This window comes from Microbacterium sp. Bi121 (assembly GCF_918698005.1).
GTDB lineage: Bacteria > Actinomycetota > Actinomycetes > Actinomycetales > Microbacteriaceae > Microbacterium.
Window position 1 is genome coordinate 272,485 of record NZ_CAKKLJ010000004.1, and the last position, 26,021, is coordinate 298,505.

General features: G+C 66.8%; 27 protein-coding genes. 5 read left to right on the forward strand and 22 right to left on the reverse strand.

The window, feature by feature from the left end:
• The first annotated feature begins 5 nt into the window (after positions 1–5).
• The 3 genes from LQZ87_RS08395 (at position 6) to LQZ87_RS08405 (ending at position 3,462) form a co-directional block, all read left to right on the forward strand.
• Positions 6–1,082 carry a Rieske 2Fe-2S domain-containing protein gene (locus tag LQZ87_RS08395; protein ID WP_230103012.1) on the forward strand — a complete coding sequence of 359 codons (1,077 nt, stop codon included), beginning with the start codon at positions 6–8 and terminating at the stop codon, positions 1,080–1,082.
• On the forward strand, positions 1,079–2,896 hold the full coding sequence (locus LQZ87_RS08400) for a cytochrome bc complex cytochrome b subunit (protein WP_230103013.1): 1,818 nt from the start codon (positions 1,079–1,081) through the stop codon (positions 2,894–2,896). The genes LQZ87_RS08395 and LQZ87_RS08400 overlap by 4 nt, the downstream gene beginning before the upstream one ends.
• A 146-nt stretch (positions 2,897–3,042) precedes the next feature.
• Positions 3,043–3,462 carry a rhodanese-like domain-containing protein gene (locus tag LQZ87_RS08405; RefSeq protein ID WP_230103014.1) on the forward strand — a complete coding sequence of 140 codons (420 nt, stop codon included), beginning with the start codon at positions 3,043–3,045 and terminating at the stop codon, positions 3,460–3,462.
• 68 nt (positions 3,463–3,530) lie between these two features.
• On the opposite strand, the gene LQZ87_RS08410 is transcribed toward LQZ87_RS08405, so the two are convergent.
• From LQZ87_RS08410 to LQZ87_RS08430, 5 genes are all read right to left on the reverse strand, one after another.
• The gene (locus LQZ87_RS08410) at positions 3,531–3,965 is read right to left on the reverse strand and encodes a cytochrome c oxidase subunit 4 (protein ID WP_230103015.1); all 435 of its coding nucleotides are present in this window, start codon (positions 3,963–3,965) and stop codon (positions 3,531–3,533) included.
• A 3-nt stretch (positions 3,966–3,968) separates the two neighbouring features.
• Positions 3,969–5,711 carry a cytochrome c oxidase subunit I gene (gene ctaD, locus LQZ87_RS08415; protein WP_230103016.1) on the reverse strand — a complete coding sequence of 581 codons (1,743 nt, stop codon included), beginning with the start codon at positions 5,709–5,711 and terminating at the stop codon, positions 3,969–3,971.
• Positions 5,712–5,716: 5 nt separating this feature from the next.
• Complete coding sequence (gene coxB, locus LQZ87_RS08420) at positions 5,717–6,625, reverse strand: cytochrome c oxidase subunit II (RefSeq protein ID WP_230103017.1); 909 nt, start codon at positions 6,623–6,625, stop codon at positions 5,717–5,719.
• A gap of 95 nt (positions 6,626–6,720) precedes the next feature.
• Positions 6,721–7,083, reverse strand: a complete 363-nt coding sequence (gene erpA, locus LQZ87_RS08425; protein WP_230103018.1) for an iron-sulfur cluster insertion protein ErpA — start codon at positions 7,081–7,083, stop codon at positions 6,721–6,723.
• 76 nt (positions 7,084–7,159) lie between these two features.
• Positions 7,160–8,584 (reverse strand): dipeptidase, encoded by a 1,425-nt coding sequence (locus LQZ87_RS08430; RefSeq protein ID WP_230103019.1) that lies wholly within the window; start codon positions 8,582–8,584, stop codon positions 7,160–7,162.
• A 45-nt stretch (positions 8,585–8,629) separates the two neighbouring features.
• Here LQZ87_RS08430 and LQZ87_RS08435 point away from each other — a divergent pair, with 45 nt between their 5' ends.
• On the forward strand, positions 8,630–9,193 hold the full coding sequence (locus LQZ87_RS08435) for a DUF3043 domain-containing protein (protein WP_230103020.1): 564 nt from the start codon (positions 8,630–8,632) through the stop codon (positions 9,191–9,193).
• Here LQZ87_RS08435 and LQZ87_RS08440 read toward each other — a convergent pair.
• The 9 genes from LQZ87_RS08440 to LQZ87_RS08480 all read right to left on the reverse strand — a co-directional run bounded on the left by LQZ87_RS08440 (position 9,168) and on the right by LQZ87_RS08480 (position 19,263).
• Positions 9,168–10,202, reverse strand: coding sequence for a quinone-dependent dihydroorotate dehydrogenase (locus tag LQZ87_RS08440; RefSeq protein ID WP_230103021.1), 1,035 nt, complete (start codon positions 10,200–10,202; stop codon positions 9,168–9,170). The two genes, LQZ87_RS08435 and LQZ87_RS08440, sit on opposite strands and share 26 nt — an antisense overlap.
• Positions 10,203–10,212: 10 nt before the next feature.
• Entirely contained in the window at positions 10,213–10,689 is a 477-nt protein-coding gene (gene nrdR / locus LQZ87_RS08445; protein ID WP_230103022.1) for a transcriptional regulator NrdR, read from the reverse strand.
• A 4-nt stretch (positions 10,690–10,693) separates the two neighbouring features.
• Positions 10,694–12,022 (reverse strand): histidinol dehydrogenase, encoded by a 1,329-nt coding sequence (hisD, locus tag LQZ87_RS08450; RefSeq protein WP_230103023.1) that lies wholly within the window; start codon positions 12,020–12,022, stop codon positions 10,694–10,696.
• A gap of 1 nt (position 12,023) precedes the next feature.
• Positions 12,024–13,115, reverse strand: a complete 1,092-nt coding sequence (locus LQZ87_RS08455; protein ID WP_230103024.1) for a hypothetical protein — start codon at positions 13,113–13,115, stop codon at positions 12,024–12,026.
• A gap of 69 nt (positions 13,116–13,184) precedes the next feature.
• Positions 13,185–16,703, reverse strand: coding sequence for a DNA polymerase III subunit alpha (dnaE, locus tag LQZ87_RS08460; RefSeq protein WP_290368257.1), 3,519 nt, complete (start codon positions 16,701–16,703; stop codon positions 13,185–13,187).
• Positions 16,704–16,878: 175 nt separating this feature from the next.
• Positions 16,879–17,460, reverse strand: a complete 582-nt coding sequence (locus LQZ87_RS08465; RefSeq protein ID WP_230103025.1) for a GNAT family N-acetyltransferase — start codon at positions 17,458–17,460, stop codon at positions 16,879–16,881.
• A gap of 38 nt (positions 17,461–17,498) precedes the next feature.
• Positions 17,499–18,218, reverse strand: coding sequence for a hypothetical protein (locus LQZ87_RS08470; RefSeq protein ID WP_230103026.1), 720 nt, complete (start codon positions 18,216–18,218; stop codon positions 17,499–17,501).
• Positions 18,215–18,652 (reverse strand): DUF6114 domain-containing protein, encoded by a 438-nt coding sequence (locus LQZ87_RS08475; protein ID WP_230103027.1) that lies wholly within the window; start codon positions 18,650–18,652, stop codon positions 18,215–18,217. The genes LQZ87_RS08470 and LQZ87_RS08475 overlap by 4 nt, the downstream gene beginning before the upstream one ends.
• A gap of 14 nt (positions 18,653–18,666) precedes the next feature.
• Positions 18,667–19,263 carry a DUF6230 family protein gene (locus tag LQZ87_RS08480; RefSeq protein ID WP_230103028.1) on the reverse strand — a complete coding sequence of 199 codons (597 nt, stop codon included), beginning with the start codon at positions 19,261–19,263 and terminating at the stop codon, positions 18,667–18,669.
• A gap of 112 nt (positions 19,264–19,375) precedes the next feature.
• On the opposite strand from LQZ87_RS08480, the gene LQZ87_RS08485 reads away from it, so the two are divergent.
• Positions 19,376–19,975, forward strand: a complete 600-nt coding sequence (locus LQZ87_RS08485; protein ID WP_230103029.1) for a TetR/AcrR family transcriptional regulator — start codon at positions 19,376–19,378, stop codon at positions 19,973–19,975.
• Between the two features lie 28 nt (positions 19,976–20,003).
• Here LQZ87_RS08485 and LQZ87_RS08490 read toward each other — a convergent pair whose 3' ends face one another.
• The 8 genes from LQZ87_RS08490 to LQZ87_RS08525 form a co-directional block, all read right to left on the reverse strand.
• Positions 20,004–20,924, reverse strand: coding sequence for an RluA family pseudouridine synthase (locus LQZ87_RS08490; protein ID WP_230103030.1), 921 nt, complete (start codon positions 20,922–20,924; stop codon positions 20,004–20,006).
• A gap of 2 nt (positions 20,925–20,926) precedes the next feature.
• Positions 20,927–21,505, reverse strand: coding sequence for a signal peptidase II (gene lspA, locus LQZ87_RS08495; RefSeq protein WP_230103031.1), 579 nt, complete (start codon positions 21,503–21,505; stop codon positions 20,927–20,929).
• A gap of 9 nt (positions 21,506–21,514) precedes the next feature.
• Complete coding sequence (locus LQZ87_RS08500) at positions 21,515–22,138, reverse strand: DivIVA domain-containing protein (RefSeq protein ID WP_230103032.1); 624 nt, start codon at positions 22,136–22,138, stop codon at positions 21,515–21,517.
• 109 nt (positions 22,139–22,247) lie between these two features.
• Positions 22,248–22,544 (reverse strand): YggT family protein, encoded by a 297-nt coding sequence (locus tag LQZ87_RS08505; RefSeq protein ID WP_230103033.1) that lies wholly within the window; start codon positions 22,542–22,544, stop codon positions 22,248–22,250.
• 3 nt (positions 22,545–22,547) lie between these two features.
• Positions 22,548–23,030 carry a cell division protein SepF gene (gene sepF, locus LQZ87_RS08510; RefSeq protein ID WP_230103034.1) on the reverse strand — a complete coding sequence of 161 codons (483 nt, stop codon included), beginning with the start codon at positions 23,028–23,030 and terminating at the stop codon, positions 22,548–22,550.
• A gap of 40 nt (positions 23,031–23,070) precedes the next feature.
• Complete coding sequence (locus tag LQZ87_RS08515; RefSeq protein WP_230103035.1) at positions 23,071–23,772, reverse strand: YggS family pyridoxal phosphate-dependent enzyme; 702 nt, start codon at positions 23,770–23,772, stop codon at positions 23,071–23,073.
• A gap of 7 nt (positions 23,773–23,779) precedes the next feature.
• Positions 23,780–24,928, reverse strand: coding sequence for a cell division protein FtsZ (gene ftsZ / locus LQZ87_RS08520; RefSeq protein WP_230103036.1), 1,149 nt, complete (start codon positions 24,926–24,928; stop codon positions 23,780–23,782).
• Between the two features lie 179 nt (positions 24,929–25,107).
• Positions 25,108–26,019, reverse strand: coding sequence for an FtsQ-type POTRA domain-containing protein (locus LQZ87_RS08525; protein ID WP_230103037.1), 912 nt, complete (start codon positions 26,017–26,019; stop codon positions 25,108–25,110).
• Between the last annotated feature and the right edge of the window lie 2 nt (positions 26,020–26,021).

Sequence of the window (26,021 nt, forward strand, 5' to 3'; positions counted from 1 at the left end):
GCACCATGGCACACGACGACGACTCGCAGGCCCTTGACCGGGCCTACCAGCCCTCCCCTGGGCTGGGTGTCGCAGTCAGCGATCCCGTGCAGAACCCCGGCCTGCCGCCGCACCGTGAGCGGATCACAGATCAGGACCCGAAGGCTGAGAAGCGGGCAGCACGCACTGTCTACACGCTGTTCTACCTGTCGCTCGCCGGCAGCATCTGGGCGGTAGCGGCGTACATGCTGTTCCCGATCGAGGACGGCTCGCTGGCATCGATCCGCAACAACAACCTCTTCATCGGTCTCGGCATCGCGCTGGCGCTGCTGTCGATCGGCATCGGCGCGATCCACTGGTCCAAGGCGCTGATGAGCGACAAGGAGCACATCGAGCACCGGCATCCGACCCGAGGCAAGGACGCGACCCGCGAAGCAGCCATCCAGGCCTTCGCCGAGGCGAACGAGGAGTCCGGCTTCGGCCGCCGCACGATGATCCGCAACTCGCTCATCGCAGCGGTCGTGGCATCCATCGTCCCCGGCGTCGCGCTCTTCCGTGGACTCGCTCCGCACAGCACGCCTGACGACCCCACGGCCGGCGACCCGGTCGTGCTCCTGAAGCAGACGATGTGGGACAAGGGCCAGCGTCTGGTCCGCGACCCCGACGGCACGCCCATCCGCGCTGCTGACGTCACGCTCGGCTCCGCGTTCCACGTGATCCCCGAGGACCTCGCGACTCTCTCGCACCACGACGGCTACCTCGAGGAGAAGGCCAAGGCCATCGTGCTGATGATGCGCCTGCGCCCCGAGCAGCTCATCGAATCCGAGGAGCGCAAGGACTGGTCGTACGACGGCATCGTCGCGTACTCCAAGGTCTGCACTCACGTCGGCTGCCCCGTTGCTCTCTACGAGCAGCAGACGCATCACCTGCTGTGCCCGTGCCACCAGTCGCAGTTCGACGTCACCGACCATGCCAAGGTGATCTTCGGCCCGGCCGCGCGTCCGCTGCCTCAGCTGCCGATCACGGTCGATGACGAGGGCTACCTCGTCGCACGCAGCGACTTCGAAGAACCCGTCGGCCCGAGCTTCTGGGAGCGCCATTGAGTACCGCAACGCTGTCCAAAGACGACAAGAAGGACGCTCAGGCGCCGCTCGGCGGCCGCTTCATCGGCGCAGCCTCGAACTACATCGATGAGCGCACGAGCCTGTCCGGCTTCGTCAAGGAGCTGGGTCGCAAGATCTTCCCCGACCACTGGTCGTTCATGCTCGGCGAGATCGCACTGTGGAGCTTCGTCGTCGTGTTCCTCTCCGGAACCTTCCTGACGTTCTTCTTCGAGGCGTCGATGGTCGAAACCCACTACACGGGTGCTTACGCCCCGATGCGCGGTATCGAGATGTCCGCAGCGCTCGAATCGACGCTGCACATCTCCTTCGACCTCCGCGGCGGCCTGCTGGTCCGCCAGATCCACCACTGGGCCGCGCTCGTGTTCGTCGCCGGCATCGGCATCCACATGCTGCGCATCTTCTTCACCGGTGCGTTCCGCAAGCCGCGCGAGCTGAACTGGGTGATCGGCTTCGTGCTGTTCATCCTCGCCATGGCCGAGGGCTTCACGGGCTACTCGCTGCCTGACGACCTGCTCTCGGGCAACGGCCTCCGCATCATCGACGGCATGGTCAAGGGTCTCCCCCTGATCGGCACGTGGACCTCGTTCCTCCTCTTCGGCGGCGAGTTCCCCGGCACCGACATCGTCGGCCGTCTGTACACGCTGCACATCCTGCTGCTTCCGCTGCTGGTGATCGGCCTGATCGTCGTGCACCTGATGCTGATGATCGTCAACAAGCACACCCAGTTCGCCGGCCCGGGCCGCACGAACGACAACGTCGTCGGCTACCCGATGATGCCGGTGTACATGTCGAAGATGGGCGGCTTCCTGTTCATCGTCTTCGGTGCGATCGTCCTCATCGCGACGTTCTTCCAGATCAACCCGATCTGGAACTACGGCCCGTACGACCCGTCTCCGGTGTCCGCCGGCACCCAGCCCGACTGGTACATCGGCTTCGCGGACGGCGCGCTGCGCCTCGCCCCGCCGCACCTGGATGTCGTGTTCCTCAACCACACGTGGTCCTTCGGCATCCTGATTCCGGTCGTCGTCCTCGGCCTGTTCATCGTGGCCGTCGCGATCTACCCCTTCATCGAGGCGTGGGTCACGGGCGACAAGCGCGAGCACCACATCGCACAGCGCCCGCGCAACGCCGCGACGCGCACCGCGATCGGTGTCGCCGGCGTCATCTTCTACGCCGTGATGTGGGCGGCCGCCTCGTCCGACCTCATGGCGACGCACTTCCACCTCACGATGGAAGGTGTCATCCACACGCTTCAGGCTCTGCTGTTCCTCGGCCCGATCATCGGCTACTTCGTCACCAAGCGCATCTGCATCGCGCTGCAGAAGAAGGACCGCGAGATCGTCCTGCACGGCTACGAGTCGGGTCGCATCGTCCGCCTCCCCGGCGGCGAGTACATCGAGGTGCACCAGCCGGTCGACCAGTACGACCGCTGGAAGCTCATCGATGTCGACGGCTACGAGCCCCTGGTGGTCCGCCCGAACGCCAAGGGTCGCATCCCGTGGACGCAGAACCTGCGCTCGAGCCTCTCCCGCTGGTTCTACGAAGACCGTCTGTCCCCGCTCACGCAGGCCGAGGTGGATGCCGCCGTCGCGCACCAGCACCACGTGACTGCGCACATGGATGAGGCCGAGGCGGCTGAGATCCAGGGCGCCCACGAGCGTGCCGGTGTTCCGGATGCTCCGCTGCACCCCGAGCGCGAGACGCACGTCGATGAGACGCCGAACACGCCGAGCTCGGTGATCGCCACCGACCCGGTGAAGAAGTCCAAGAAGAAGGACGAGAGCGGCGAGTAACGCCCTCCCCCTCTCGAAGGCCCCGATGCGATTCGCATCGGGGCCTTCGGCGTTACCGGCACACCACCTGCAACGCACCAGATGACCGCATCTCCGGCCGGATCGGGACGCGCAACGGTGTGACCCCCGGGTTCTATGCTGGGGCCATGATCGATCGCGCTGACTACTTCGCCGCCAAGCTCGCCTACGAGACCGACGCGAGCGACCTGTACGCCCGCCAGAAGGCCGGAGAAGCGGTCGTGGTCATCGATGTCCGCTCAGACGAGGCCTGGGCCCAGGGACGAGTCGCAGGCGCCGTGCACATGCACTACAGCGAGATCGCCAGCAGGGCTGCGCAGGAGGTCCCTGAGGGCAGCGACGTCGTCGTCTACTGCTGGAGTCCCGGATGCAACGCCGGTGCGAAGGGTGCTCTCGAGTTCGCGAAGCTCGGGTACGACGTACGCGAGATGATCGGGGGCTTCGAGTACTGGGTACGCGAGGGATATCCCGTCGAAGACCACGATGGCATCCACCGTCGCCCCGTCGACCCACTCACCGGAGTCGCCCGCGTACGCACGCGGGCTTGACCGGCGACCCATACGCAGAACGCCCCTGGAATCTTCCAGGGGCGTTCTGATCAGCAGACTCGAGCTTCTCAGCGGGCGAAGTGTCCGCGGTAGTACTCGTAGACCCAGCCGACGATCGCGACGGCGAAGATCGCCACGCCGATCGGGAGGAGGAACTGCCCGACGGCCATTCCGACCAGGAAGACACCAGCCGAAGCGGCCAGCACCAGCGGCCACCAGGACCAGGGGCTGAACTCGCCGAGCTCGGGGTCACCGTCATCGATGTCCGACGTCAGGACGTCCTCGGGGAGTTCGCCGCCCTGCGCCTTGTGCGTGCGCTGCAGGTAGACCGCGATCATGGCCGACATGAACATGCCGAAGAACAGCGCGACCGTGCCGACCCACTCGACGCTCATCGCGCCGGTCAGCTCCGGGTAGGCCAGGATGTGCCACACCGTGTAGGTGACGCCTACCAGGGCGAAGAAGACCGCGAGGATCCACCAGAGGATGATGTTCGAACGCATGGCTTACTTCGCCTCTCCGTGTGCACCGGCCGCGGCCGGCTCGGCCGCCACCGGGCGCTCTGCGGCCTCCGGGTGGTTCAGGTCGAACGCGGGCCGCTCGCTGCGGATGCGCGGGATCGACGTGAAGTTGTGACGCGGCGGCGGGCAGCTGGTCGCCCACTCGAGCGAACCGCCGTAGCCCCACGGGTCGTTGACCGTGACCTTCGGCGCCTTGCGGGCGGTGATCCAGACGTTCAGGAAGAACGGCAGCATCGACGCACCGAGGATGATCGCACCGATCGTGGAGACCTGGTTGCCCCAGGTCCAGCCATCGGCAGCCGAGTAGTCCGCGTAGCGACGCACCATGCCGTCGACGCCCAGCCAGTGCTGAATGAGGAACGTCATGTGGAAGCCGACGAACAGCATCCAGAAGTGCACGTAACCGAGGCGCTCGTTGAGCATTCGGCCGGTCCATTTCGGCCACCAGAAGTAGAAGCCCGAGAACATCGCGAACACGACGGTTCCGAACACCACGTAGTGGAAGTGGGCGACGACGAAGTACGAGTCGCTGAGGTGGAAGTCGAGCGGCGGCGACGCGAGGATGACACCGGTCAGACCACCGAAGACGAACGACACGAGGAAGCCCAGCGCGAACACCATCGGCGTCTCGAACGTGACGGATCCTCGCCAGAGCGTTCCGATCCAGTTGAAGATCTTCACGCCGGTCGGCACAGCGATGAGCATGGTCATCAGGGCGAAGAACGGCAGCAGCACGGAGCCGGTGACGTACATGTGGTGCGCCCAGACAGCGACGGACAGTGCGGCGATCGCGATCGTCGCGTAGACGAGCGTCTTGTAACCGAAGATCGGCTTGCGGCTGAAGACCGGGAACACCTCGGACACGATGCCGAAGAACGGCAGCGCGATGATGTACACCTCCGGGTGGCCGAAGAACCAGAACAGGTGCTGCCACAGCAGCACACCGCCGTTCGCCGGGTCGTAGACGTGAGCGCCGAGGATGCGGTCCGCTGCGGCGGCGAAGATCGCCGCGGCCAGCACGGGGAAGGCCATCAGGATGAGGAGGCTGGTGATCAGCGTGTTCCACGAGAAGATCGGCATGCGCCACATCGTCATACCCGGTGCACGCATGGTGATGATCGTGGTGATGAAGTTCACCGCACCGAGGATCGTGCCGAAACCGGACATGCCGAGTCCGACCATCCACAGGTTTCCACCGGCACCCGGCGAGAACGAGGCGTTGGCGAGCGGCTGGTAGGCGAACCATCCGAAGGCCGCGGCACCCTGCGGGGTGAGGAAGCCGGCGACGGCGATGATCGAACCGAACCCGAACAGCCAGAATGCGAAGGCGTTCAGTCGCGGGAACGCGACGTCCGGTGCGCCGAGCTGCAGCGGGAGGATCGCGTTCGCGAATCCGGCGAACAACGGCGTCGCGAACATCAGCAGCATGATCGTGCCGTGCATCGTGAACAGCTGGTTGTACTGCTCCTTGGTCGGGACGATCTGCATCCCGGGGGCGAACAGCTCAGCACGGATGACGAGCGCCATCACACCGCCGAGCAGGAAGAACAGCACCGAGGTGATCAGGTACATGTACCCGATGGTCTTGTGGTCAGTGGAGGTCAGCCACTTGACGACGATGTTGCCCTTCTGCTCCGTACGGGACGAGCTGAGCAGCGCGGCCTGACGGGCCGGGATCGCGGTGGGGCGAGCGCCAGCGGTCTGGCCGGGTGCCTCAGTGGTAGTCATGAGGATTACTCTCCCTCTTCCTCGGAGTCCGTCCCAGGCGCACCCGTACCGGGCAGGTTGCCGAGGCGGTCGTAGGCGTTGTTGATGTCGCCGGTGTTGCCCTCGTCGCGGAGCGTCTCGAGGTAGGCGTCGTACTCGTCCTGCTCGACCACCTTGACGTTGAAGAGCATCATCGAGTGGTATTCGCCGCAGAGCTCAGCGCACTTGCCGTCGTACTCGCCGACACGGGTCGGGATGAAGGACCAGGAGTTGTCCTTCCCGATGTACATGTCCTTCTTGTAGAGGAAGTCGATGATCCAGAACGAGTGGATGACATCGCGCGACTGCAGGCTGATGTGCACCTTCTGGTCGACCGGGAGCACCAGCGTGGGCAGCTCTTCCTTGTCGACGTTGCCCTGAGCGTCAGGCTGCGCCTGGATCCCCATGGTCCACACGGCGTCGGACAGGTCGTCGTCTTCGCCGGCGTACATGAAGTCGAACGCCCACTGCTTGCCGATCGCGGTGATCTCGACGTCGGCGTCGTCGCCCCACTGGGTCTCGATCTCCGCCTGGTCGCGAGCGGTGAAGAAGAACATTCCCATCACGAGGATCAGCGGGATCACCGTGTAGAAGATCTCGATGGGCATGTTGTAGCGCATCTGGACCGGAAGACCGGTCTGCCCCTTGCGGCGACGGTAGGCGATCGCAGCCCAGCCCATCAGACCCCAGGTGATCACGCCGACCGCGAGAAGCACGATCCACGAGTTGACCCAGAGCGACGCGACACGGTCGGTCTGGTTCGTGGCGGCGGTGCCGTCTTCCACGAAGCCCGGGAGGAATCCGTGCAGCTCGGTGGGAGAACATCCCGCCAGGGCCACGGCTGCCGCAATTCCCACGGGAACTGCGACCCAACGAAGGCGGCGTTTCGAAGGCACGATACACCTTTCAAGATCGCGGACAGGGCTACCCCAGTCTAGGGCAACCTCACACCTGATTCATGCCAACCACGCAGGCTGGACACGGCTGTCGTTCAGTGGAAGCTGTCGCCGCAGGCGCAGCTGCCGGCCGCGTTCGGGTTGTCGATCGTGAAGCCCTGCTCCGAGATCGTGTCCTTGAAATCGATGGACGCGCCATCCAGGTACGGCACGCTCATGTTGTCGACGATGACCTCGACGCCGTCGAACTCGACGGTCTCGTCACCGTCCAGGTAGCGCTCGTCGAAGTAGAGCTGGTAGATGAGACCAGAGCATCCACCCGGCTGCACGGCGACGCGCAGACGGAGGTCGTCGCGGCCCTCCTGCTCGAGCAGGTTCTTCACCTTGGTCGCGGCCGCGCCGGTGAGGGTGACGCCGTGGGCGGTCTGGGTCTCTGAAGTGATGGTTGTGTCGCTCATGTCGCTCCTTGTGACTCGTCGCGCATGCGCACGACTGGTATTGCGATTCTACCGCCGGGCCCTGGATGGGGGCCGGTCAGCGCGTGACGGTGTTCATTCGCGTCAGCAGCAGCGCCTCGGTGCCGATGGCGTGGCGGAATGTGTCCAGGTGCAGGGATTCGTTCGGGCTGTGCGCGCGCGAGTGCGGGTCCTCGACACCCGTGACGAGGATCTGCGCTTCGGGGAACTCCCTGACGAGGTCTGCGATGAACGGGATCGATCCGCCGACCCCGAGATCGACGGGCTCGACCCCGTATCCGTCCGCCATCGCCTGGCGAGCGAGCCCGACTGCCCATCCGCTCGTGTCGACGAGGAATCCGTTGCCGAGATCCGCGTCCGAGAACGTGAGCTCAGCGCCGAACGGCGCATGGGCGCGGAGGTGCTTCTCCAGGGCTGCGTACGCCTCTTCCCCGGTCTGCCCCGGAGCGACACGTGCACTGATGACGACGGTCACCTCCGGGAGGAGCGTGTTGGATGCCGATGCCACACTGGTCGCGTCGATGCCGATGACCGTGACGGACGGCTTGTTCCAGATCCGGCTGAGGATGCTGTCGCGCCCGATGGGCGAGCTGCCGGGGAGCAGTCCTGCCTCGTCGCGCAGCGTCTCCTCGTTGTACTCCGGCGTCGGCGCGTCGCGCTCGGTCATGCCCTCGACGGCGACGGCGCCTTCGTCGTCCCACAACGTGGACAGCAGCCGAACCGTGGCCATCATGGCGTCGGGGACCGCGCCGCCGAACATTCCGGAGTGCGAGGCGTGGTCGAGCGTCCTGACCTTCATCGTGAAGCGCGCGTTGCCTCGCAGCGAGACGGTGAGACCGGGCGTCGTGGAATCCCAGTTGCCGGAGTCGGCGACGACGATGGCATCGGCCCGCAGAGCGTCGGCGTTGTCGCTGAGGAACTGCGCGAACGAGCGGGAACCGTACTCCTCCTCCCCCTCGATGAAGAGCGAGACGCCCAGGTCGAGGTCATCGCCGAGAGTCTCGCGCACGGCGCGCAGCGATGCGATGTGCGTCATGATGCCGGCTTTGTCGTCCGCTGCGCCACGGCCGTAGAGACGGCCGTCGCGAACGGTGGGCTCGAACGGCGGGGTCTCCCAGAGCGCGTCGTCACCGGGAGGCTGAACGTCATGGTGCGCGTAGAGCAGGATCGTCGGCTTGCCGCCTCGCGCCGCACGAGTGGCGAGCACAGCGGGCTGACCGAGCTCATCGGTACCGGGTATCGCCGCGCGAAGCACGCGCACCTCGTCGAAGACGCCGGTGCCCTCGGCGAGCTGCGCCACATGCTCGGCGCTCCGCTGGAGCTGCGTCTGATCGAACGAGGGCCATGCGATGCCGGGAATCCGGACGAGGTCGCCGAGGTCGGCCAGAGCACTCGGGATGCCGGTCGCCACGGCTTCTGCGACAGCGGATTCGACGGCGGGATCGGCGGTGGGGCGCACAGTGTCGCTCGGCTCGGAGGTCATGCGAGTAATCTTAAGGCTTCACCCGATTTTGAGCCGAGGAGTCCCGTGGCCGCTTCCACCCCATCGCCGAACGACGAGTCCGCCGAGAAGCCGGGCGTCGGCAAGGGACGGCCGACTCCGAGCCGCGCCGAGCAGGTCGCTGCTCGCCGCCGCCCTCTGGTGGCAGACACCAAAGAGGCGAAGGCCGCCGCGCGTGCCCAGTTGCGCGAGCAGCGCGAGCGCGCTCAGGCCGGAATGGCCGCTGGTGACGACAAGTACCTGCCGCCGCGCGACAAGGGTCCGCAGCGCCGCTGGGTGCGGGACTACGTGGACGCCGGCTGGCACCTGTCCGAGTGGGTGATGGCTCTGATGGTCATCGTCATCCTCGTCTCGCTCGTCCCGGACCCCACGTTCTCGTTCTACGCATTCGTCGGCCTGTGGATCTTCATCATCCTCGCCGTGATCGACATGGTCGTGCTCGGCGCCAGGGTGAAGAAGAAGGCCGCTGCGAAGTTCGGCAAGGAACGGCTCGAGAAGGGCCTCGGCTGGTATGCGGCGATGCGTTCGCTGCAGATGCGCTTCATGCGCCTGCCCAAGCCGCAGGTCAAGCGCGGACAGCGCCCCGCTTGAGCCCGCGGTTGATCTGCCGCGCCCAGAACGGACCGCGGTACAGGAACGCCGTGTAGCCCTGGACGAGTGTCGCGCCGGCATCCAGTCGTTCGTCGACGTCGGACGCCGTCTCCACTCCCCCGACCGAGATCACGCAGAAGTCGCGCGGCACCGCCTCACGGACCACGCGCAGCACCTGCATCGAACGCTCGCGCAGTGGTGCGCCCGACAGCCCGCCTGCGCCGGCGGCATCGACGACCGAAGCGTCCGTTTTCAGGCCGTCGCGACCGATCGTGGTGTTGTGCGCGATGATGCCGTCGAGGCCTTCGGCCACGGCGAGACGCCCGATCGCCGCGATCTCCTCGTCCGGAAGGTCGGGAGCGATCTTGACGAGCAGCGGCGTGGAGCCGGCGGCATCCTTCACTGCGCGCAGCAGCGGCGCGAGCGTCTCGACGGCTTGCAGACCGCGCAGGCCTGGCGTGTTCGGAGAGGACACGTTGACGGCGAGGTAGTCCGCAAGCGGTGCGAGCTTCGTGGCGCTCTCGACGTAGTCCGCCGTGGCGTTCTCGACGTCGACCACGCGGCTCTTCCCGATGTTCACGCCGATCACGGTCTTCGGGCGCCGGCGGCGCAGCTTCGCGAGACGCTTCGCGGCAGCGTCCGCACCGGCGTTGTTGAAGCCCATCCGGTTGATCACCGCTCGATCGGGCACGAGGCGGAACAGCCGCGGCTTCGGATTGCCGTCCTGCGGGATCGCGGTGACCGTTCCGATCTCCACATGCCCGAAGCCGAGCGCGGCGAGGCCTCGGACACCGACGGCGTTCTTGTCGAACCCGGCCGCGACGCCGAAGGGCGAGTCGAACGTGAGCCCCAGCGCCGACACCTGATGACCGGAGGCGGGCGCGCACAGCGCGCGGGTCGCCCAGGAGAACGGCGGGACGCCGAGAACCCGGATCACGGCCATGCCGGCGTGGTGAGCGAACTCGGGGTCGAAGCGCGACAGGACGGCGCGGAAGAGGAGGGGATACATCCCTGCCAGATTACCGGTCGGCGCTCTTCGGCTCTGCCCCGGCGTGGTCGGCGCGCAGATCGGTGATCGCGCTCTCGAAATCCTCGAGCGAGTCGAACGCCTGGTAGACGCTCGCGAACCGGAGGTAGGCGACCTCGTCGAGATCGCGGAGCGGACCGAGGATCGCGAGCCCGATCTCGTTGGCATCGAGCTGGGAGACGCCGGTCTGACGCACGGCCTCCTCGACGCGCTGCGCGAGGATCGCGAAGTCGGCTTCGGTGACCGGGCGCCCCTGGCAGGCCTTGCGGACACCGGCGATGACCTTCTCGCGGCTGAACGGCTCCATGACGCCGGAGCGCTTGATCACGTTCAGGCTCGCGGTCTCGGTGGTGGTGAAGCGTCCACCGCATTCCGGACATTGCCTGCGCCTGCGGATCGACAGCCCGTCATCGCTGGTGCGCGAATCGATCACGCGGGAATCGGGGTGGCGGCAGAACGGGCAGTGCATGGTGTTACAGCGTAGTCGTTCGCTCTTCCGGTTCCTGGAAGCGCGCTTCGATGGCCTCGCCGTGGGCGGGCAGGACCTCGGTGTTGGCCAGCGCCACGACGCCCTCGCGCACCGCGGCGAGGGCCGCGTGATCGTACGAGATGATCTGCTGCGGGCGGAGGAACGTGTAGGCGCCGAGGCCGGGCGCGTAGCGCGCCTGTCCGCCGGTCGGCAGGACGTGGTTGCTGCCGGCCATGTAGTCGCCGAGGCTCACCGGGGTCTGGTCGCCGACGAAGATGGCGCCGGCGCTGGTGAAGTCGGATGCCGCCTCGCTCGCATCTTCGAGGTGCAGTTCGAGGTGCTCGGGGGCGTACGCGTTGCTGAACGCGGCGGCCATGGCGCGGTCGTCCACGAGGACGATCGCCGACTGCTCTCCGGCCAGTGAGACGCCGACGCGCTGTGCGTGCTTCGTGGATGCCGCGAACCGGACGACCTCGGCGGCGACGCGCTCGGCGAGAGCTTCGTCGTCGGTGACGAGAACAGCGGACGCCTGCTCGTCGTGCTCGGCCTGGCTCACGAGGTCGGCTGCGATGAGCCGAGCATCCGCTGAGCTGTCTGCGACGATCAGGATCTCGGTCGCACCTGCTTCCGAGTCCGTGCCGACGACGCCGGCGACGGCACGCTTCGCGGAGGCGACGTAGTTGTTGCCAGGGCCGGAGACGACATCGACCGGATCGAGCCCGAGGCCGGCGACCCCGTGAGCGAACGCCCCGATGGCCCCGGCGCCGCCCATGGCGTACACCTCGGTGATGCCGAGCAGACCCGCGGCCGCGAGGATCACGGGGTGAACGCGTCCGTCCTGGTCCTCCTGCGCGGGGGAGGCCAGGGCGATCTGCTGAACGCCGGCGACTTGTGCCGGCACCACGTTCATGATCACGCTGGACGGGTACACGGCCTTGCCGCCGGGAATGTAGACGCCGACGCGGCTCACCGGCTGCCAGCGCTGCGTGATGAGCGCGCCGTCACCGATCCGGGTCACCCGAGTCTCGGGCACCTGAGCGGCGGATGCCTGACGAACCCGACGGATCGCCTCTTCCAGCGCCGCGCGGATCTCGGGCGCGAGAGCGGTGACGGCATCCTGGATGTGGCTCGCCGGCACTCGGATCTCGTGCCCGGACACACGGTCGAACTTGTCGGCCTGGGTTCGAAGAGCGGCCTCTCCCCCGGTGCGGACGTCGTCGACGATCCGCGCCGCGGTCTCGAGCGCTTCGGCGCGCGCCTGAGCGGCGCGCGGGACGGCGGCGAGCATGTCCGCCGGCGAGAGCTCCCGCCCTCGCAGATCAATGGTGCGCACGTCAGCCCTTCGTGATGTCAGCGATGTCGTGCAGGTAGCCGATGCGTCCGTCGTCGTGGCGCACGACGTAGGCTCCGCCGCGGTCCTCGATGACGAGAGCCCACGCATCAGGACCGATGCGGAACAGCGACTCGCCTCGTTCGTCGAAGACGTCGCGCTCGGTGGGCGCCAGCGCCCAGAACGGCTGGAATGGCTCATCCGCAGTGGCGACGTCGGCAGCTTGCGTCTCGCCCCGCGAAGAGCGCAGGTACCCGGGGACGTAGTCGTCATCCAGTTCAGGCACGGCCCCGAGCTCTCCACCTGAGGCGTGATCGCTGAGCGGGATGCTCTCGGCAGCGGGCTGCGTCACGGTCTCGTGCGTCGTGTCATCGATGTGGTCTTCATCGATGATCTCGTCGGCGCGCGAGGTCTCGGCGCTGGATGTCTCAGCGTCGAGCATCTCTGCGTCGAGCGTCTCGTCGGCCGTGTGATCGCTCGTGTCGTCGCTGCCCGCGACGGCTGCGGCTGGCTCCGACACCGGCTGGACGCGCTCGGCACGGGGCTGGGCTGCGACGGGGCGCACGGGGTTGGCGCTGCGGTGGGCGAGCGTGATGAGGCGACCGCGGAAGTCGTCGCGGATCCCGGGGATGAACGGCGCGAACACGGTGAGGACGACGAGCACGAGCATCGCGGCAAGCTGCACCCACAGCAGCCAGGCGCGCGTCGGCACGCCGGTCTGAGTCACGATCGCGATTTCCGCCCAGACGGCCGCCAACCACCACACCGCGCCGACGGAGAACGCGACGGACGCGAACTGGTCGATGCCGAGAGACCCGACACGGCGGATGCCCTCGGGCGAGAAGCGTCGCAGCACGAGAAGGAAGACCGCTGCAGTTGGAATGCCGAGCGGGAGCAGCCAGCTGACGCCTTGCATCCACAGCGTCGAGCCTCCCGCAACCGGGAAGAAGGACGTCACGAACGCGATCAGCCATGCCGTGACGATGAGCAGCTCACGCAATGTGAATCCGAGGATCCCGTGCTGGGGGGTGACCTGTTCGGCGTAAAGCACGCCTTCGTCCTCGGAGAAAAGCTCTTCAGGTGCGTCCGTACTCATGAGTCCCTACCCTACCCGAGGCCGCGGGGTCTCACCCGGGGCAGACCTGCCCTGCTCGACTGACCTGACTCACCCGAGACAGGTGGGTCCGAGCAACGACTTGAGGTCTCCGAACAGGTCTGCAGAGACCTTCACGGGCATCGGGACGTCGAACACCTTGGCGGTCTGCCCGCGGTGCACTCGCAGCACGACCTCCGTGTCGCCGTTGTGCCGCCGCAGCACGTCGGCGAGGTCGTTCATCACGTTCTCGGTGGCGCGCTGCTCGGCGAGCACCAGCGACAGGGGACCTGCCGCATCGAACGATCCGACGTCCGGAGCGAACGCCGACTGCGCATGCAGGTTCAGGCCGTCGTCTCGTCGGGAGACCCGACCGCGCACCGCGAGGATGGCGTCCTGCTGCAGCACGTGCTGGAACTCGGTGTAGGTCTTGCCCATGAACATGACCGTCACCTCGCCGTTGAAATCCTCGACGGTGATCATGCCGTACGGGTTGCCGCTGGCCTTCGCCACGCGGTGCTGCACGCTGGTGACGAGGCCGGCGACGGTGACCTGATCGCCGTCCTGCAGGTCTTCCGATGCGAGCAGGTTGTGGATCGAGATCGACGCGTGCTTGGCGAGTGGCACCTCGAGACCGGCGAGCGGGTGGTCGGAGACGTACAGGCCGAGCATCTCGCGCTCGAAGGCGAGCTTGTCCTTCTTGGTCCACTCCGGGCGCTCGGGCACCTTCGCCGGCGGTGCCTCCTCGTGCGCGTCGTAGAGGCTGTCGAAGTCGAAGCCGATCGCACCCTGGGCCTCGTTGCGCTTCTGGTCGACGGCGGCCTCGGTGGCGTCCTCGTGGATCTCCATGAGCGCACGCCGGGTGTCGCCCATCGAGTCGAACGCACCGGCCTTGATCAGCGACTCGACGGTGCGCTTGTTCGAGACGTGCAGCGGCACCTTCTTGAGGAAGTCGTGGAAGGAGTCGAAGTTCTCCTTCTCGCGCGCACCGACGATGCCGTCGACGACGTTGCTGCCGACGTTCCGCACGGCGCCGAGGCCGAAGCGGATGTCCTCACCGACGGCGGCGAAGAAGTTGATCGATTCGCGAACGTCCGGCGGCAGCACTCTGATGCCCATGCGGCGGCACTCGTTCAGGTAGATCGCCATCTTGTCCTTGGAGTCGCCGACGCTGGTGAGCAGCGCCGCCATGTACTCGGCGGGGTAGTGCGACTTCAGATAGGCGGTCCAGTACGACACGAGTCCGTACGCGGCGGAGTGGGCTTTGTTGAAGGCGTAGTCCGAGAAGGGCAGCAGGATGTCCCACAGGGCCTTGACCGCGGCCTCGCCGTAGCCGCGCTCCTTCATGCCGCCGGAGAAGCCCTCGTACTGCTTGTCGAGCTCTGACTTCTTCTTCTTGCCCATCGCTCGGCGCAGAATATCTGCCTGGCCGAGGGTGAACCCCGCGACCTTCTGCGCGATCGCCATCACCTGCTCCTGGTAGATGATGAGGCCGTACGACTCCTCGAGGATGTCCTTCAGCGGTTCTTCGAGCTCGGGATGGATGGGCGTGATCGGCTGCAGGCCGTTCTTGCGCAACGCGTAGTTGGTGTGCGAGTTGGCGCCCATCGGACCCGGTCGGTACAGGGCGATGAGGGCCGAGATGTCACCGAAGTTGTCTGGCTTCATGAGCCGCATCAGCGAGCGCATGGGCCCGCCGTCGAGCTGGAACACGCCCAGCGAGTCACCGCGCGAGAGCAGGTCGTATGACGGCCGGTCGTCGAGTTCCAGGTGTTCGAGGTCGACCTCCTCGCCGCGGTTCATGCGGATGTTGTCGAGCGCGTCGGAGATGATCGTGAGGTTGCGGAGCCCCAGGAAGTCCATCTTGATGAGGCCCAGCGACTCGCACGACGGGTAGTCGAACTGCGTGACGATCTGGCCGTCCTGCTCGCGCTTCATGATCGGGATGATGTCGAGCAGCGGCTCGGACGACATGATCACGCCGGCCGCGTGCACACCCCACTGGCGCTTCAGGCCCTCGAGGCCCAGCGCGCGGTCGAAGACCGTCTTCGCCTCGGGGTCGGTCTCGATGAGGGCGCGGAACTCGCTCGCCTCCTTGTACCGCGAGTGGGCGGAGTCGAACATTCCGTCCAGAGGCATGTCCTTGCCCATCACGGGCGGCGGCATCGCCTTGGTCAGCCGCTCACCCATGCTGAAGGGAAAGCCCAGCACGCGTCCGGCATCCTTCAGGGCCTGCTTCGACTTGATCGTGCCGTAAGTGACGATCTGAGCCACGCGCTCGGAGCCGTACTTCTCGGTCACGTAGTCGATGACCTCGCCGCGGCGACGGTCGTCGAAATCGACGTCGAAGTCGGGCATCGAGACGCGGTCGGGGTTCAGGAATCGCTCGAAGATCAGGCCGTGCTCGAGCGGGTCGAGGTCGGTGATCTTCATGGCGTACGCGACCATGGATCCTGCACCGGAACCTCGCCCTGGGCCGACGCGGATGCCGTTGTCCTTCGCCCAGTTGATGAAGTCGGCGACGACGAGGAAGTACCCGGGGAATCCCATCTGCAGGATGATGCCGGTCTCGTACTCGGCCTGCTTGCGCACCTTGTCGGGGATGCCGTTCGGGTAGCGGTAGTGCAGGCCGGTCTCGACCTCCTTGATGAGCCAGCTGTCCTCGGTCTCACCGTCCGGCACGGGGAACCGGGGCATGTAGTTCGCCGAGGTGTTGAACTCGACCTCGCACCGCTCGGCGATCAGCAGCGTGTTGTCGCACGCCTCGGGGTGATCGCGGAACATCTGACGCATCTCCTGCGCCGTCTTGATGTAGTAGCCGTCGCCGTCGAACTTGAACCGGTTCGGGTCGTCCATGGTCGACCCCGACTGCACGCACAGCAGCGCTGCGTGGGCATCGGCTTCGTGCTGATGCGTGTAGTGCGAATCGTTCGTCGCCACCAGGGGGATGTTCAGATCCTTGGAGATCTTGAGCAGATCGTTGATCACCCGCCGCTCGATCGAGAGGCCGTGATCCATGATCTCGGCGAAGTAGTTCTCCTTGCCGAAGATGTCCTGGAACTCCGCGGCTGCGGCGCGTGCCGCGTCGTACTGCCCGAGTCGCAGTCGAGTCTGAATCTCGCCGGATGGGCAGCCGGTGGTCGCGATCAATCCCTTGGAGTACTTCTGCAGCAGCTCGCGGTCCATGCGCGGCTTGAAGTAGTAGCCCTCGAGACTCGACAGCGAGCTCAATCGGAACAGGTTGTGCATCCCCTCGGTGCTCTGACTCCACATCGTCGTGTGGGTGTACGCACCGGAACCGGAGACGTCGTCGCTCTTCTGGTCCGGCGAGCCCCACGCGACTCGCGTCTTTTCGCTGCGATGCGTACCGGGGGTCACATAGGCCTCGAGCCCGATGATCGGCTTGACGCCGGCGTTCTTCGCCGCGTTGTAGAACTCGAAGGCTGCAAAGGTGTTGCCGTGATCGGTGACCGCGATGGCCGGCATGCCGTAATCGGCGGCCGCCTGGGTCATCGCATTGATCTTCGCTGCACCGTCCAACATCGAGTATTCGCTGTGAACGTGAAGGTGAACGAAGGAGTCGGATGCCACGTGTTCGAGTCTACGTCGGGGCCCGGACACCGGCGCCCGGCGAGCATGCGCGTCCCTCACCCAACTGGACTACCCGCTCCGTTCGCGCTGCACTTGTTCGCAAACGCTGTAGATATCGATGCCGCGCGTGCCAAGGAGTGCCGCGCGAGCGAATGAGCACGGCGCCGAGTCCGGTTCACGAATTCTTTCGCAGGTCGAGCCGCATGAGCACGCGAGGAAAGCCATCGAGCGTGGACTGCGTCTCGGATGCCTGGGTGAAGCCGGCTTTCTCGAACAGTGACTTCGTGCCGACGTACATCATCGTCATGTCGACTTTCTCACCTCGGTTGTCGACCGGGTACGCCTCGACCGCAGGTGCGCCGCGCTTCGTGGCGTACGCGACAGCGCCGCGCACGAGCTCGTGCATGATGCCCTGCTTCCGGTGCCCCGGTCGCACCCGCAGACACCAGAGCGACCAGACGTCGAGGTCATCGATGTGCGGGATCCGCCTGCTGGTCGCGAAGCTCGTGCTCCGCCGCGGCTGCAGCGCCGCCCAGCCGACCGGTTCCTCGCCGAGGTACGCGACCACCCCAGGCGGCGGATCCAATCGACACAGCTCTCGAACGCGTTCGGCTCGCTCGGGACCGCGGAGTGCGTTGTTCTCCTTCGAGCCCAGTCGGTAGCTCAGGCAGAAGCACACGTTCGATGTCGGCTTCGTCGGCCCGACGATCGCCGCGACGTCGTCGAACTCTGTGGCCGGACGCACCTGGATGCTCATGCCGCCAGTGTGCCGGATGCCGCCGACAGCCGCACCCGCTACTTCGCCGCGACGATGTTCTGATCGGTGTTCGTGTACTGGATCGAGTCCGCGATCGTGCCGACGAGTCCCATCGAGACCTTCAGCAGACCAGGCTCCACGTCGCCGAGGGGCGGCGGGGTATCCAGGCCCAGCGTGAGGCCCTTTCCGCCGATCGTGGTCGCGGTGACCGATCCGAGATACACCGACACGTTGCCCTTGAGGGACATGGTGTCGGCAGTGGTCACCAGCCCTGGGCCGTCCGGTGGGCGGACGGTGAGCGAGAAGCCGGTGATCGTGATGGAATCCGCCTCGATCTTCAACGCGCGCACGGGGTCGCCGTTCACCGTCGGGACGCTGACGATGCTGATACCGCGAAGGCCGGTGAAGGAGAGTCCGCCGGCGCCCATCGACGCAGGGATGCCGGCGAAGACCGGTGCACCGTCGTCCACAGGAGCGGGAACGGGAGTCTTCTCGGCGTCGGGGTCCGCCTCATCCGGCTCAGCGGGGGCATCGGCATCCGGGACGAACTCATCGACCACTCCGGGGACGTCCGGCACACCGGGTGTCGGGGGTGGCGTGGTCTCGCCCGGCGCCGGCTCCTCCTTGGGGCACAGGAACGACAGGAACGAGTCGCAGAATCCCGTGTACCGCGGCGCGGGGGCCGCGTTCACGACGAGGGGTGCGGTGATGAGCAGGGCCGCGATCACGGCGCCGGCGCGCAGTCTGCGGGATGTCACTCGGCGCTCCCCTCTGCTGCCTCCTGTCGCGCCGCGCTGCGCGCTTTGGCCGCAGCCTTCGCTTCGGGCGTCATCCACGCGACGACCAGCACACCGCCCACGCAGGCGAGGATCGTCCCGATCAGGAACCCGCCGAGATTCACCCCGATCAGCGCGTACAGCCCGACCGCGAGAGAGAGGATGCCGTAGAAGACGTGATGCGCCGGCATCGTGACCGCAAGGATGCCGAGGAGGACGAGCGCTACGGGGATCAGAGTCGCCTGCATGCCCTCGATGCCCAGCTGCACGTGCAGGTGGCCGATGTCGAGCTGCCCGGAGAAGAACATCTCGATCCCGGCGACGGCGGTCAGCAGCCCGCCGACGAAGGGCCGCTCGCGACGCCACGCCGAGAACCTGCCCTGGCGGCTGCGAGCCGATCGTCGTGAAGTCGTCACAGCGGTCGTCTCGGTCAGAAGCACGGGGTCGAACCGTCAGTCAGCTCGAGCGTCATACCGGTCAGCGTGAACACCGAGGCCTGAGTGCTCCACGCGGTCTGCTGCAGGTTCGCGATCGACACCGTATCGGCGTCCTGGGCGAAGTCGCCGGCGCTGCCCTTGGCGTCCGTCGTCACGGTCGACGCGTCGACGCCGATGCGGATGTTTCCGAACGAGGCATCGCCCGCGAGACCGGTCATGCCGATCTGGAGGTCGGATGCACTGGCAGGCTTGTCACCGCCGCCGGCCTTGATGAGCACACCGACCTTGCCCAGCGGAGTCTCGGTGACGACGGACTGGCACAGGTCGCTCAGCGTCGCACTCTTGATGTTGGCGATCGCGACCGTGTGCTCGCCGCCCTCCGAGTCGGTGGCGACGCCCGCGTACTGCGAGAAGCCGGTGCCTTCGAGCTGGCTGGCGGAGATCTGGAACTGGCTGCCCGACACGGCGAAGGAGACGGGGACCGCACCCTGAGCGACGCCGCCGAGGAGGAGCGCTGCGACAGCGCCGACCGGCACCGCTGCGAGCGTGATACGACCGGCGTGGGACTTCGTGAGTGACGGGAACTTCATCGATCCTCCTATGTCAGGCCGTCGTCTTCGGCGGCGCGTGTTCGAGCATAACCCTCATTGACTCAGAGTCAATACGAGCGGCGCATGTCGCGCGGATCGATAGGCTGGGTCGATGCCCGACGAACGCCGTAGCCGATTGACACCGGAGGACCGCCGCACGCAGCTCCTCGTCGTCGGCGTGAACTTCCTGGCGGATCATCCGCTCGACGAGCTTTCGATGGACGAGCTGGCACGCCGCGCCGGCGTCTCGCGGGCGCTGCTGTTCCACTACTTCGAGTCGAAGCAGGGCATGCATCGTGCCGTGGTGACCACAGCGCGAGACAGCCTGCTGCAGGCCACCGCGCCGCGCCCTGAGCTGCCACCGCGCGAACGGATCGACGACACGCTGCGGCGCTTCGCGACCTTCGTCCGCGACCACCGAGGCACGTTCCTGTCACTCGTCCGTGGCGCCGCAAGCGGTGATCCGACGGTGCGTGCGCTGGTCGATGAGGCCCGAGCGCTCAATGCGGAGCACCTGCGGGAGGCATTCGGGGACCTCGGCGCACCAGACACCCGAGCCGTGCGGATGGCGTTGCGTGCGTGGGTCTCCTTCGCCGAGGAGGTCTTCGTGAGCGTCGCCGCCGACGATCTCGCCGACGACGCCGCGCTCGTCGCGTTCCTGCTCCGCACTCTTGACGGTGCGATGGCAGCGGCGCGCGACAGCGCCCTGTGATCTGTCGAAGCTGTGAGCGGCTGAGCCGTCAGTCGCCGCGCAGCACGTCGAGCGCGTGCACGAAGTCCGCCGGGTAGGGGGACTCGAACTGCACCCACTCCCCTGTGGCCGGGTGCGTGAACGCGAGCTGGTGCGCGTGCAGCCACTGCCGCGTGAGACCGAGTCTGGCGGACAACGTCGGGTCCGCGCCGTACAGCGGGTCGCCGACGCAGGGATGCCGGTGGGCAGCCATGTGCACGCGGATCTGGTGGGTGCGCCCGGTCTCGAGGTGGATCTCCAGCAGCGATGCGCCGGGGAAGGCCTCGATCGTCTCGTAGTGCGTCACCGACGGCTTGCCGTCAGGGACGACGGCGAACTTCCACGAGTGATTCGGATGCCGCCCGATCGGAGCGTCGATGGTGCCGCTGAGGGGGTCGGGATGCCCCTGGACGACGGCGTGATAGATCTTCTCGACCGTGCGCTCCTTGAAAGCGTGCTTCAGAGCCGTGTATGCGGACTCGCTCTTCGCGACGACCATGAGACCGCTCGTGCCGACATCCAGTCGATGGACGATGCCCGCTCGCTCAGCCGCGCCGCTGGTGGCGATGCGGAATCCTGCCCCGGCGAGGGCGCCGAGCACCGTGGGTCCGTCCCAGCCCAGCGAGGGATGCGCTGCCACACCCGTCGGCTTGTCGATGACGACGATGTCGTCGTCGTCGTACACGATGCCCAGGTCGGGCACCTCGACGGGGATGATGGTCGGCTCCTGCTTGGGCTGCCATTCGACGTTGAGCCAGGCGCCACCGCGGAGTTTGTCGGACTTGTCGAGAACTGCCCCGTCGAGCCGCACGCCACCGGCGGCGATGACGTCTGCGGCGAAGGTTCGTGAGAAGCCGAGCATCTTCGCCAGCGCGGCGTCCACCCGTGCACCGTCGAGCCCGTCAGGAACGGGCAGCGAACGAGACTCCACGATCAGGCGTCCTTCCGGGCGACCTCTGCACCGCCGTCCACGACCTCTGCTTCTGCAGCTGCGACGTGGTCCTTCTCGCGCGTGCCGTCGAAACGGATGCCGAGCACCACGAGCAGGGCGACGGAGATCATGCCGCACACGATGAAGATGTCGGCGACGTTGAAGATCGCCGGCATCATCCAGGGCATCGAGATCATGTCGACGACGTGACCGACGGCGAACGCCGGCTCACGAAGAAGCCGGTCGGTGAGGTTGCCCAGAACGCCGCCGAGCAGGCAGCCGAGCACGATCGCCCAGATGCGCGAGTTCAGGCCGGTGGCCTTCCAGATGATGATCACGGCGACGACGGTGAGCGCGATCGTGAAGATCCACGTCACATCGCTGCCGAGCGAGAACGCCGCACCGGAGTTGCGGATGAAGTACAGCTGCAGGAAGTCACCGAGAACCGGCACGACCTCCTGAAGCGGCAGGTTCTCGACGGTGAGGTACTTCACAAACTGATCGGCGGCCAGCACCAGCGCCGCAAGCACTGCGACGATGATGCCGGCCGCCGACCGACGAATGGGACGACGTCCGGGCAAAGAGGTGACCTACAGCCCGATAGCCGAAACCGGCGTCGAGTCCGTCGACGTCGACTTCTCGTCGAGGTCGCGGAGCTGCCCCTCGATGTAGCCGCGCAACTGCGTGCGGTAGTCGCGCTCGAAGTTGCGGAGTTCGGTGATACGAGCCTCGAGCGTGTTGCGCTCGCGCTCGAGTCGCGCGGACTCCTCGCGCTGCTTGGCCTGAGCCTCGGTGCGGATGCGCTCGACCTCGGACTCTGCCTCGGAGATGAGCTGCTTCTTCTTCGACTCGCCCTCGGCGACGTGCTCGTCGTGCAGACGCTGAGCGAGCTCGATGATGCCTGCGGTGGCGGTGGTCGAGCCTGCACCGACCTCTGCCGGAATGGCGGGTGCGGGGGCTGCGGCCACAGGCGCGGGAACCTCGTCGACGACCGGAGCGGGAGCCTGCTCAGCGGGCTTGGACTCTGCGGCCGGCTTCTCACCGGACTCGTACGCGGCGAGCTTCGCCTTCAGCTCGGCGTTCTCCTCGAGGGCCTTGCGCCACTCGACGACGATCTCGTCCAGGAAGTCATCGACCTCGTCCGGGTCGAAACCGTCCTTGAATCGAACGTGCTGGAACTGCTTGGTGACGACGTCATCCGGGGTCAGTGCCATTTTCTCGGCTCCTCTTTCGATGAGTTCTGTTGCCAGTGTCTGAAGCATGGCTCGGTATTGATATGGCGCGAACCCGGGGCGCGCACCTCCGTGCAAGCATAGTCCCCGATCAGATGAACTGCCTCACGATCGCCATCAGGATCAGCACGGCGAGAATCGTGAAGGTGAACCCGAAATCCAGGGACAGCGAGCCGATGCGCAGCGGAGGAATGAAGCGTCGGAACAGCCGAATAGGAGGATCGGTGACCGTGTAGACGACCTCAGCCGCGACGAGACCGGCACCCTTGGGACGCCATCCGCGGTTGAAGAGCGGGATGTAGTCGAGGATCAGTCTCGCGAACAGCACGAAGATGTAGATCAGCAGGACCAGGTGGACGATCGATGCGATCCAGGAGACTACGGCCACGACTCAGGACTGGTCGAAGCCCGCAGACTCCGGGTCTGCGCTTGCGATGCCACCGTGACCGGAGACGGCGATGTTCTCGGGCGAGAGCAGGAACACCTTGCTGGTGACCCGCTCGATGCGTCCGTACAGGCCGAGGGAGAGTCCGCTGGCGAAATCGATCAGGCGTCGCGCGTCGGCGTCGCTCATCTGCGACAGATTGATGATCACCGGCACGCCCTCGCGGAAGCTCTCGGCGATCAGCTGCGCGTCGCGGTACTGCTTGGGGTGCACGGTGAGGATCTCGTTCACCGCACCGGCAGCGGGCTGCTTGACGGCGACGGGGCGGCGCAACGGAGTCACGGGCGCGGGCGCCACGTCATCCTGGTCACGATCGCGATCACGGTCACGGTGAGCACGGGCGGGCGCTGGAGCGGCCTGCTCTTCGTAGGCCTCTTCCTCATCGGCGAGGCCCAAGTACACCATGGTCTTCTTCAGCGGGTTTCCCATCGTGTCCTCCGTGTTCGACGTGGGCTGATCTGTTTCGAGGTTAACCCCGGTCAGGCCGGGGTCCGGTTATTGCGGAGCCGATCCGCAGGTGTGTCGCACCTGCCGCGACCGCCTCGGTGAAGTCGCCGGTCATCCCGGCGGAGATCCAGGTGGCCTCGGGCGCGATCCTGCGGATGCGCTCGGAGATCTCCCCCAGACGGGCGAAGGCGGGAGCGGGGTCCTCATCGAGCGGTGCGACCCCCATGAGTCCTCGCAGTCGCAGGGACGGAAGGGTGAGGATGTGCTCGGCGAGGTGCTCCGCGGCATCCGGTGCGACTCCCCCTCTGCCCTGGTCATCGGTGAGGTTCACCTGGACCAGCACGTCGAGGATGCCGTGGTCAGCCGGTTGAGCAGCACCCGGCTCAGCAGCACGATGCAACGCGTCGGCGAGCTTCACCCGGTCCACGGAGTGGACGACGTCAGCACTGCGCCGGATGGCGCCGGCCTTGTTCGTCTGCGCCTGCCCGATGAAGTGCCAGCGCAAGCCGTCGAGGTGGAGGTCATCCCGCTTCGCCGTGAGCTCCTGTTGCCGATTCTCCCCGACGTCGCGGACGCCGAGGTCGTGCAGGTCGCGCACGAGGGATGCCGGGTGGAACTTCGTCACGACGATGCGGGTGATGTCTCCGGCATCCCGGCCGGCGGAGCGCGCGGCGTCCGCGATCTGTGCGTCGATCGCGGACAGCCGCTCGGCGAGCTCGGTCAACGCGCTCCTACTTCAGGAACTCGGGGATGTCGATGTCGTCGTCGGCGAACGCCGGCTCGAGGCTCGTGGTCGGGATGCGCGGCGCCGGCTGCGTCGCCGCCGGCTCGCTCGCCTTGGGCGCCTCCACCTCGTCGTCCGACAACGTCACCTCCGGCAGCGTGGCCGGCTCGGGCCGCGAGACGACCATCGGGTCCAGACGCAGCGACGGCTCTCCGCCATCGAAGCCTGCGGCGATGACCGTGACGCGGACCTCGTCGCCGAGCGTGTCGTCGATGACGGTACCGAAGATGATGTTCGCCTCGGGGTGCGCGGCCTCCTTGACGAGGTCGGCGGCGTCGTGGATCTCGAAGATGCCGAGGTTCGAGCCACCCTGGATCGAGAGCAGCACGCCGTGCGCACCCTCGATGGATGCCTCGAGAAGCGGTGACTCGACGGCCAGCTCCGCGGCCTTGATGGCGCGGTCGGCGCCGCGTGCGGAGCCGATGCCCATGAGCGCGGAACCCGCACCCTGCATGACCGACTTGACGTCGGCGAAGTCGAGGTTGATGAGACCGGGCGTCGTGATGAGGTCGGTGATGCCCTGGACACCGGCGAGGAGGACCTGGTCTGCGGTTGCGAAGGCCTCGATCATCGAGATGCCGCGGTCGCTGATCTCCAGCAGACGGTCGTTCGGCACGACGATGAGGGTGTCGACCTCTTCCTTCAGCTTGGAGACGCCGGCCTCGGCCTGGCTCTGGCGACGACGGCCCTCGAACGAGAACGGCTTCGTGACGACACCGATGGTCAGAGCGCCGATGGACTTCGCGATGCGTGCCACGACCGGTGCACCACCGGTGCCGGTTCCGCCGCCCTCGCCGGCGGTGACGAAGACCATGTCGGCGCCGGTCAGGGCCTGCTCGATCTCTTCGGCATGGTCCTCAGCGGCACGGCGTCCGACCTCGGGGTCCGCGCCTGCGCCGAGACCGCGGGTGAGCTCGCGTCCGACGTCGAGCTTGACGTCGGCGTCGCTCATGAGCAGCGCCTGGGCGTCTGTGTTGACAGCGATGAACTCGACGCCGCGAAGGCCGAGTTCGATCATGCGGTTGACGGCGTTGACGCCGCCACCGCCGACGCCGACGACCTTGATCACGGCGAGGTAGTTCTGGTTCTGGCTCATGGCCGGCCTCCGATTGTCGAGCCTGGAAAGAATGTGAACCTTAAACCTCAACTAGAGGTGTAAAGTATTTCCCGGTATTGCGTTCTCTTGATCGAAGGTATGCGTCGATTCGCCGTCCGAGCGCAGCGACACGGGCGTGTCGCCCGTTTCACCGTGCCGGCGCTCGCATTCGTGTACGGTCAGCCGACGACGGGGACCTGAGCGGACGAGACATCCACGTTGCGAGCATCCGGTTTCGCCTTGAGGATGCTGCTGAGCGTCGCGCTCTTCAGCACCGAGTCCTCGGCGCTCCCCCACACGACCGTGAGCCCGGTCGACAGCTTGAGGGTCACGTCATCGAGTGTGCTCGCCGACACCTCGCTCAGGGTGGTGCGCACCTCGGCGGGAAGCGACCTGACCACGAGTCCGACCGACTCGAACGCGTCGGAGCCCGGCCCGCCTTCGACGTTCAGAACGGGCTGACCCTCCGGAGGCTGCTCTGTGGTCGATAGCGCCACCCCTGCCGCATCCACGAGCGTGTATCCCGCATCCGACTTCACGACGCCGATCGGCGTGCGCTCGACGATGCGCACCGTGAGATCGTGCGGCGGCTTGGCCTCGAGCGCGTACGTCTCGATCAGCGGGAAGGCCATGAGGGCGGCTTTGACCTGGCTGTCGTCGACGAGCGCGAGCGGTCGCCCGATCTGATCGGACAACGCGGCCTCGACGGTCGCGGCATCCAATGACGACGTCCCGGCGACCGTGATCCGCTCGACCGCGAACAGGGGGCTGTAGGCGGCGATAGCGCTGCCCGCGATGAGCAGCACGACGGCACCGAGGGCACCCAGCCACACCATGCGGCGACGGCGCGAGCGCTGCGTGAACCGGCGGATCTCCGCCCGCAGCCGCTTGCGGCGCGCACGGGCCGCGCGCCACACGTCACGGGCGGTGAGCCCCTCCAGCGATTCCGGCTCCGCCGTCGCATCCGCGTCGTCGGTCGGAGCGGCCTGTGTCAGCTCGACCGGCTCGCGCGGCTCACCGCCACGGCGGGGGCGCGCCGGTGCGGGCTGCGCCTCCTCCGGCGCAGTGGGAAGCGGGGCCGGGCGACGCACGG